Below are 7,710 nucleotides of genomic sequence, written 5' to 3'. Positions count from 1 at the left end.
AACAAAAAACACTAAAACTTGAGAAATTACGATTCTACTAACTTTGGAAAGAACCGACAATAAGTACCGCCGGCGCGCCGTAGCGGCAGCCGGTACAGAGGTCTATCTTTTGGAGGCCCTCCGCTTCGGTTACCGCCAATATGCGCTGGGGCTGCTTATTCGATGCCGTTGGGGCCGCTCTCCCGGTTTCAAGGATGATATTCAGGGTTTCCTTTTCCACCGGTTTGTTCTTGTACTGGCGGACCGAAAAGCGGCTTATGGATAGTTCTTTAAAGCTCATGGGATGGCTCCTTTTACTTCGATATATCTTAGTATACATAGAGAAATACGATAAACGCAATACCCGCTTTCCGAAGAAAAAAACGCAGAGATCACAGAGGGAAGAACACAGAGGCCACAGAGGAAGAGGGAATAAAGGGGTTTCTTCCCCTCTGTGTCTCCTCTGGGATCTCTGTGGTTATTCCTATAATTTGAAATTGCTGGTTGGGATGAGCTTCAGCCCCGGATGGCAAACCGTACGGGGTACCGGTACCGTACCGCCACTGCGGCGCCGTTAGCCTGGGCCGGTTTGCCCTGCAGCCCCTGGAAGGCTTTTATCGCCGCCTCGCCGAAGCCCCGGTTTTCCGGGGTTTCCCGCAGTATCGTTATCTGCTGTACCTGCCCGTGGTGGTCCACGAAGAGTTCCAGGTAGACCACGCCCTCTATTTTGGCCCGCAGCGCGATGGGCGGATATATCAAGCGCTCTCTTATTTCACCTTCGGCAAAGATCGGGCCTGCAGAAACTCTGTGCATGGGCAGGTAATCTTCCTGCACATATTCGACCTGCCGGGGCGCTATGATACCGGAGACGACGATCTGATCCGGCGCCTCATCGGTCTCGATCATGGTTTCTGCTATGGCTTCTATGGTGTTTGAGAGTGGTTCCGAATATTCCGGCGGCGGCGGGGGAGGAGGCGGGGGAGGCAGTTGTGGAAGAGGTTCCTCCTCCTGTATATCCGTAAGCTTCATCACCATTGGGGGTTGTTCAATTACCACGGGGATGGCATTAACCCGTATGACAAAGAAGAGTATAAATACTGCATGAATACCGGCGACCGCCAGAAAAAGGATGAGCCGGACAAGGTTGGGGTGGGAATAGGCAGGTTTACGCATCTTTTACCACAAAACTTACCACCCGATACTGGAGAAACTGGAGTACCTGGAGTACCTTGTTCACTTCCGCAAAGGGGGTGTCCCGGTCGGCGATGATATGGACCCGGGTATCCGGGGCATTCCGATAAATATCTGTAATGGCAGTTTCTATTGCGTTAAGATTACTGGGGACTCCATCCAGGTACACCGCGCCGCGCTTGTCTACCCAGATCTCCAGATTTTTTTCCGCACTGGTTCTTTGCGCCGTTGCCGCCTCAGGGTAATCGATCTTGACTTCCCTGCGGTAATTTATCAGGGATACTAACATGATGAAGATGAGCAGTAGAAATGCTACATCGGACATGGAGTTCATGGGGACCGTAAATTTTTTCTTGTTCCGCCGAAGGTTCATGGCGGGCCCCGGTCATTTTTCTTCATGGTGAAGGAGAATGATTCCACCTTCAGTTTTTGAGCTATCTCAACAAAGGAAACTACCGTCTGCCAGGGGGCTCTGCCGTCTACGGTTAGTACTACCGCCAGATTGGGATGAGCGGCAATAGCGCTGCGTATCTCCCGTTCCGCCAAAGCATGGTTCAGGACTTCGCCCTGGTGCAGTAGGGTTCCCGTGTCGTCCAGATCGAAACGCAGCAGATCGTCCTTCAGGATAAGCCGGGTGGAATCTTTGGCGGGGAGGTTCATCAGAAAGCCCTTGTTGACGTTAAACCCGGCGATGACAATAAAATAAATGATCAAAAGAAAGGCAACATCACTGGAGGCGCTGGTATCTTCAAAGCCCTGCTTTGTTCGCCGGTGGAGTTTCATGGCCCTTAATTTACCGCAGAGAGCTCAGCGCTCGTAACCAGTTCGGTGATCAGGTCGGAACAGCTTTTCTCCACATCCTTGGCGAACTTATCCACCACGTGGGAAAAGAGGGAGTGGGCGATCATGGCGATGATGGCGATAACGAGGCCGAACACGGTGGTGATCAACGCTTCGTAAATACCGTTGGCGACGATCTGGGCGTTCACTTCGGTAGCCTCCGCTATGGACTTGAAGGCGCCGATCATTCCCGAGACGGTTCCCAAAAAGCCCGTCAGGGGGGAAATGGAACCCAGAGCGACAAGGAAGTTGAAGCCGTTTTCCAGGGAATTGATACAGGTGAGGGCTTCGGTTTCCACAGCCTTTTCTATGCGGTGTTCCGATAAGCCTGAGCGGTTGACCAGCGTCAGGAGTATACGCGCACCCATGCGGCGTTTGGTTAAGCCGGAAAGATACTGCCGGGCGCCTTCCATATCCTTGGCGTGGATATACTCCGCAGTCTTTTCCTCAAGATCCTCAAGCCGGAGGTTGTGGTAAAAAATATAGATTGCCCGTTCCAGGGCAATGGCGATGGTGGCCACCGAAAAAACCAGAAGGGGCCACATAAAAATCCCGCCCATTCTGAAAAGCTCTAATAGTGAAAAACCTGCACTTTCGCCATCCATGTCAACACCTCACTTTGTTTTTTTAAGCTCAATCTTTTTGGAGAGTGATTCTACTATGCGATCCCACTCAAATACAAAATAGATCCACCCGGATGCTTCCTCCCAGTCCCGGAGCAGGGTTCCGGAATTCCGTACCGGCCACAGCTCTTCCGGGAAAACCGATTCGGTATAAACGGTGTTCCATTTTACATCCTCCCCTATGACCCAGGATTCTCCCTCGGTCCAGGCGGCGGGCCTTTCCTTTCGCTTTACTATCTCCGGGAAGAGGAGGGGGGTCCAGTATTCTTCAAATGTTTCCCGATCTGAAAAATCGGGAAGGTTAGGCTGTTCCTTCATCCACTGGGTAATAGCTTCTACCCGTTCCCGGCGGTTATGCAGGGCAGCAAGCGCCTGGGTTCCGGTTAAGCGGGAAGCGCCCCGGCGGATCTTCCCTTCGCTGATATCCAGGGTTTCTACCGGACCCTTCAGTTGAAGAATCGCTCCGGCTTGGGCAGTATCGTTACCGACAAAACTACCGATCCCGGAAAGTTCAAGGGTAAACTCGTTCCAACCGTTGGTGTTGGGGCTGAGAAAATACAGAGAGCTCAGATAGAAATTGCCCTCCCCGTCCGGAAGGGAACCTTTGATACGCAGGTTCGGTATAGAGTCAATACGGATGGTGATAAACTCCGGCCCATTCTTAGGGCGTACCCTGTCGAGGCGGATTTTTTTACCCGGTTCTTCCCGATATGACGCCAGGGTTTTCTCCGCAAAGGCGGAACCATCCAGGACACTCCCACCGGTTTCAGCTAAGGACGCACAACCCCCTCCAAGTATCATCAATACGGTACCTATGAGGAGGAAGTTGGCCCTTTTGAACTTCATTCTTTCTCGTCCTGTTTAGTTTCGTTTGCCGCGGCGAGCTTCGCTTCCCTGGCCTTCTTTTCATCGGCCCCGAGTTTCCGGTTATAGACGAACATCCCCAGGGCGGCAAAAATGATGATATCCATCAAGAATTTTTCCAGCTCATCATTAACATGGATGCCGGTAAAATACCGGAAAAGACTGTATGCGATAAGAAGAAACCCAAGGCCTGCGGTAATTCTTAAAAGCAAGGTTCGTGTCAGTTTCATTGGTCTATTATACTTAATAGATTAGTCCGATTCCTATCCCCCCGAAACCACCGGCCCGGCCGTCCTCTAACCAGCCGCCTCCCAGGAGGGAAAAAACCATACTTGAAGGTGGGGGGAAGAACCGGATCTCAGCGGCAGCCATGAGGGGTCCGAAATCCATACTTGTTTCGGAAAAGATATACTCGGATCTCAGGGATAGCCCTGCGGTAAAGAAGGACTGCCGGATCAGCAGTCCGCCTGAGAGGAGGGCCCTGGGGATGGGGTCGGTGGGGTAGCCTTCTTTGCCGGTCCAGAGGATTTCCGGACTTAGCGCCAGAGAGAGGGCCGTCCCCAGTCGCCACGAAAGGGGTAGTGAGAGGCCGGCGCCTATGGCGGTTCCGAAGGGGGTGAGGGTTCCCTCTCCGGCCCAGGTATAGGAAAGCCCCATGGCCAGACCCAGCGGCGCCTCCGCCCGGGCTTTCTTGAAGACCCATTTAAGGGTTCCCCCAAGCCCAGTCACGGCGCCGCCATCAAAAAAGGGTGTCACATTCAGGGCTGCGGTCATTTCCAGCCGTTCCAGGGGGGAAAATCTCAGGGCTGCCGCGAAGGGGAGGGCGTCCCAGGTCTCTCCGGCTGCAGCGGCCCTGCCAAAGAGCATACTTCCGTCTATTTGGAAGGAGCCCCGGGGGAGAATGTCCGGCAGGGGGCTAAAGAAAAGCCCTGAGTTTGCCCCCGAGGAGGAAAGGGGATAGATATTCATAGAACTATCGATACTTACGGTCATTTCAGCCCGTCGTTCCACCGGCGCCGAAGTATCCCGGAGCATGGATTCGGTAAGGAGTAGTACCTTGTAGGTTCCGTCGGGGAGGGGCGTTCCATCAGAGGAACGACCGTTCCAGGCCACCGACTGGGACCAGGTGGTAAAGGGTCCCAGATCCTTTGCAAAGACCATGTCGCCCCGTTCGTTCAGTATATTTATCCGCCCTTCGCCGGGGCCGGATACATTAAAGCTGAATTCGGTGATTCCCAGGGAACCGGAATTTGCCGGATTGAACCGAGCCCTGCGAAGCTCCGCACCGGTCATACTGAAAGATGCGGGCCGCATTTCCACCTTTAAGCGCTGGATAGCATCCTGGAGTATATAGACAGAATGGATGACCTCTTCCCAGCCAAAAGCCCGGATTCGGACCACCCGGTATCCCGCGGGCAGGGAAAATACGGGATCGGTTTGGGTTATTCCTTCCACGGTAATTTCCGGGTTCAGCGCCATTTTTTCCGGCGGAGGACTTCCGGCTGCCCGGTCTATATTCAGAATGAGGGTTCCCAGGATTTCTCCCAGGTTTAGGCTTATTTCCAGTCTGCTGTTTTCCCGTATGGAAACCCAGATCCGGCGTTCCGCATAGCCGTCCTTTTCAAGTCTAATATCGTATTCACCCCGGGGAATATTCTCAAGCCTAAGGGGAGTAAGTCCCCGTTCTATACCGTTGATAAATACCTTGGCCATGGGGGGAGTACTTTGGACAACCAGACCTTTCCCTGCGATCTCTTCTATTGAATCCCCCGCTGCCGGACCTGCGGTGATACAGAGAAGAGCGATAAGCAATACCGGGAAAAACTGAATCCGATTCATACCCTAATATAGGACTTTTCCCGGTATTATTCGAGAGTCTGGTTTAATACCCGGAGCTTCATTAAACTCCTTAATCACTCCCCAGTAATCCCGCCTGCCGGTAACTGAAATAGCCCGTATCGGTAAAAATCACGTGATCCAGAAACCGGAGCCCAAGGATTTTCGCCGCCTCGAATAGCTGAAAGGTGATCTCCCCATCCTCCGGGGATGGCTTTAACTGTCCCGATGGATGGTTGTGGGCTACGCAAATTGCCGAGGCGCGATCCTGGATGGGGTCCGCGAAGACCTCCCGGGGGTGGACAATGGTCCTGTTTACCAGTCCCAGGGTGACGGTCCGTACCTTCAGAAGCTCGTGGGCGCCGTTTAGGGAAAGGCAGACAAACCGTTCCTGCCGGCGATCCGCAAAGTGGCGGACCGTATTGAAGATATCCGTCGGGTGCTTGATATGGGTTCCCGAGGCCCCCCACCGCCGCCTGCCAAATTCAAGCATGGCCACAATGGCCGAAGCCTTACTTACCCCCATGCCGGTTAGCCGGCAGAGTTCCTTAATTGAAGGAATTTCCTTGTTCCGGTCCAGCAACTCCAGTAACTCCATGGCCAGGATACTGACATTTTTGCCCTGAACCCCCGTATTGAGGAGTACAGCCAGCAGATCCTGGTCTGTCAAAGCTCCGGGTCCATCGGAATTCAACCTTTCCCGGGGCCGCTTAGCCTGGGGAAGCGAAAGGGGATTGAGCCCCAGGGAATCGAAGCAGTATCCCCGATCCTGTGTTTCCTGTACGGGAAACTTCGTTGCAAGCGGCGCCGCTTCTGGCCGTAATATAGAATTTGGATAAATATAATGGTCCATAATAAGTGGTATAGGGGGTCATGCTGATTTTTGCTTTGGTCCCGGGGAAAAAAAATGGAACAAAAATGAAAATTTAGAGCAGGACCATTGACGGCCTCTCCTCTTCAGGGCTTATAGTGAACAAAGCGAAACGTTTTAGAGAGGTGACTAGAGATGCAATACCGGACATATGGTAAGAATGGGTTTAAGGTATCCCTTTTGGGTATGGGTTGTATGCGGCTGCCCCGGATCTTTGTTCCCGGCGCCAGCGAGGCCCAGGTAGATAAGGAAAAGGCTATTGAGCTGATCCGGTACGCGGCGGATCATGGGGTCAATTATTTTGACACCGCCTATGGCTACCACCATACCACCAGCGAATCGGTGCTGGGCGAAGCCCTGGAAGGCGCCCGGCGGGACAAGGTAAAGATCGTTACCAAACAGCCCTTCCATACGATGAAAACCCAGGCCGATATACGGCGTAACCTTGAAAATACCTTGAGAAAGCTCCGCACAGACCATCTTGATGTATATCTGATCCACAATATTCAGAAGCCCTATTGGGAAGATATAAAAAAGAGGAAAATCATCGAGGAATATGAAAAATTCCGTTCCGAAGGACTTATTCGCGGCATCGGCTTTTCCTACCACGGCCAATTGCCTGCCTTTAAGGACATTCTTTCCTTCTATTCCTGGGATATGTGCCAGATCCAGCAGAACCTTATCGATGTGGACCACGAAGCCACCGAAGAAGCGATCAAGCTGGCGGGAGACAAGGGTACCGGTCTGGTTATCATGGAACCTCTCCGGGGCGGCAGTCTGGCGTCTCCTCCGGCCCAGGTTAAGGCAATCTACGATGAATTTCCGATAAAACGCAGCGCCGTTGAGTGGGCCTTTAGGCATATGATCAACTATCCCCAGGTAAGCACTATTTTAAGCGGTGTAACCACCCTGGAGCAGATCAAAGAAAATATCGAAATCTTTTCCAAGCCCGATGCCCTACCGAATTGTTTAGGCAATGAGGAAAAGGCCATCCTCACCCGGGTCAAAGCCAAATATGAATCCATGGCCTCGATCCCCTGTACCGCCTGCGAGTACTGCCTTCCCTGTCCCCAGGGCGTCAAAATCCCCGATACTTTTGCCAAATACAACAACGGGGTCATGTTTGGAACCTTTGAGCCCGTCAAGCGGCAATACTATTTTTCGACCAGGGACAAACAGGATGCTTCCCTCTGTGTGGCCTGTGGGGAATGTGAGACAAAATGTCCTCAGCACATAGAAATTCCCAAACAGCTAAAGATAGCCCATGAGGCGCTTAAAGGGTGGATCGAGTAGGGATAAACCGTTGACCTTCCGGTCCAACCTGGTGTATAGTATTTAAACAGGCCCAGATGGTGGAATTGGTAGACACGCTGGTTTCAGGTACCAGTGCCGTAACAAGCATGGAAGTTCGAGTCTTCTTCTGGGCAAAGCTAAATTGAGGCCCCACCGCCAGGTGGGGTTTTTGTATTTACGGCCAGAAGAAGACTCGAACTTCCGGAGGCCCCG

At 52.7% G+C, this 7,710-nt stretch carries 10 protein-coding genes and 1 tRNA gene; 2 read left to right on the top strand and 9 right to left on the bottom strand.

What is annotated here, in order from left to right:
- Nucleotides 1-37 precede the first annotated feature (37 nt).
- The 9 genes from LQZ19_RS06065 to radC all read right to left on the bottom strand — a co-directional run bounded on the left by LQZ19_RS06065 (nucleotide 38) and on the right by radC (nucleotide 6,186).
- Nucleotides 38-280 carry a nitroreductase family protein gene (locus LQZ19_RS06065; RefSeq protein ID WP_411046767.1) on the bottom strand — a complete coding sequence of 81 codons (243 nt, stop codon included), beginning with the start codon at nucleotides 278-280 and terminating at the stop codon, nucleotides 38-40.
- 215 nt (nucleotides 281-495) lie between these two features.
- A complete protein-coding gene (locus LQZ19_RS06060) occupies nucleotides 496-1,152 on the bottom strand; it encodes an energy transducer TonB (protein WP_411046766.1) in 657 nt (218 codons plus the stop codon).
- Nucleotides 1,145-1,543, bottom strand: a complete 399-nt coding sequence (locus tag LQZ19_RS06055; protein WP_411046765.1) for an ExbD/TolR family protein — start codon at nucleotides 1,541-1,543, stop codon at nucleotides 1,145-1,147. Before LQZ19_RS06055 ends, LQZ19_RS06060 begins: the two co-directional genes overlap by 8 nt.
- Nucleotides 1,540-1,953, bottom strand: a complete 414-nt coding sequence (locus tag LQZ19_RS06050; protein ID WP_411046764.1) for an ExbD/TolR family protein — start codon at nucleotides 1,951-1,953, stop codon at nucleotides 1,540-1,542. The genes LQZ19_RS06055 and LQZ19_RS06050 overlap by 4 nt, the downstream gene beginning before the upstream one ends.
- A gap of 5 nt (nucleotides 1,954-1,958) precedes the next feature.
- A complete protein-coding gene (locus LQZ19_RS06045; RefSeq protein WP_411046763.1) occupies nucleotides 1,959-2,615 on the bottom strand; it encodes a MotA/TolQ/ExbB proton channel family protein in 657 nt (218 codons plus the stop codon).
- Between the two features lie 9 nt (nucleotides 2,616-2,624).
- Nucleotides 2,625-3,479: a hypothetical protein gene (locus tag LQZ19_RS06040; RefSeq protein WP_411046762.1), complete on the bottom strand. Its 855-nt coding sequence runs from the start codon at nucleotides 3,477-3,479 to the stop codon at nucleotides 2,625-2,627.
- The gene (locus LQZ19_RS06035) at nucleotides 3,476-3,727 is read right to left on the bottom strand and encodes a hypothetical protein (protein WP_411046761.1); all 252 of its coding nucleotides are present in this window, start codon (nucleotides 3,725-3,727) and stop codon (nucleotides 3,476-3,478) included. Before LQZ19_RS06035 ends, LQZ19_RS06040 begins: the two co-directional genes overlap by 4 nt.
- 13 nt (nucleotides 3,728-3,740) lie before the next feature.
- On the bottom strand, nucleotides 3,741-5,336 hold the full coding sequence (locus LQZ19_RS06030) for a PEGA domain-containing protein (protein ID WP_411046760.1): 1,596 nt from the start codon (nucleotides 5,334-5,336) through the stop codon (nucleotides 3,741-3,743).
- Nucleotides 5,337-5,406: 70 nt separating this feature from the next.
- Entirely contained in the window at nucleotides 5,407-6,186 is a 780-nt protein-coding gene (gene radC, locus LQZ19_RS06025) for a RadC family protein (protein WP_411046759.1), read from the bottom strand.
- Between the two features lie 153 nt (nucleotides 6,187-6,339).
- Between radC and LQZ19_RS06020 the strand changes: the two genes are divergently transcribed.
- On the top strand, nucleotides 6,340-7,497 hold the full coding sequence (locus LQZ19_RS06020) for an aldo/keto reductase (RefSeq protein ID WP_411046758.1): 1,158 nt from the start codon (nucleotides 6,340-6,342) through the stop codon (nucleotides 7,495-7,497).
- A 50-nt stretch (nucleotides 7,498-7,547) separates the two neighbouring features.
- Nucleotides 7,548-7,631, top strand: a tRNA-Leu gene (locus tag LQZ19_RS06015).
- The last annotated feature ends 79 nt before the right edge of the window (nucleotides 7,632-7,710 follow it).

It is taken from the genome of Treponema primitia, assembly GCF_046533075.1.
Taxonomy (GTDB): domain Bacteria; phylum Spirochaetota; class Spirochaetia; order Treponematales; family Breznakiellaceae; genus Termitinema; species Termitinema primitia_B.
The sequence above is the reverse complement of the archived record's forward strand: the minus strand, read 5'-3'. Positions and strand labels throughout refer to the sequence as shown.

Coding starts and splice junctions, on each gene's coding strand:
- LQZ19_RS06065 (WP_411046767.1), bottom strand. CDS start 280: ATGAGCTTTAAAGAACTATCCATAAGCCGCTTTTCGGTCCGCCAGTAC.
- LQZ19_RS06060 (WP_411046766.1), bottom strand. CDS start 1,152: ATGCGTAAACCTGCCTATTCCCACCCCAACCTTGTCCGGCTCATCCTT.
- LQZ19_RS06055 (WP_411046765.1), bottom strand. CDS start 1,543: ATGAACCTTCGGCGGAACAAGAAAAAATTTACGGTCCCCATGAACTCC.
- LQZ19_RS06050 (WP_411046764.1), bottom strand. CDS start 1,953: ATGAAACTCCACCGGCGAACAAAGCAGGGCTTTGAAGATACCAGCGCC.
- LQZ19_RS06045 (WP_411046763.1), bottom strand. CDS start 2,615: ATGGATGGCGAAAGTGCAGGTTTTTCACTATTAGAGCTTTTCAGAATG.
- LQZ19_RS06040 (WP_411046762.1), bottom strand. CDS start 3,479: ATGAAGTTCAAAAGGGCCAACTTCCTCCTCATAGGTACCGTATTGATG.
- LQZ19_RS06035 (WP_411046761.1), bottom strand. CDS start 3,727: ATGAAACTGACACGAACCTTGCTTTTAAGAATTACCGCAGGCCTTGGG.
- LQZ19_RS06030 (WP_411046760.1), bottom strand. CDS start 5,336: ATGAATCGGATTCAGTTTTTCCCGGTATTGCTTATCGCTCTTCTCTGT.
- radC (WP_411046759.1), bottom strand. CDS start 6,186: ATGGACCATTATATTTATCCAAATTCTATATTACGGCCAGAAGCGGCG.
- LQZ19_RS06020 (WP_411046758.1), top strand. CDS start 6,340: ATGCAATACCGGACATATGGTAAGAATGGGTTTAAGGTATCCCTTTTG.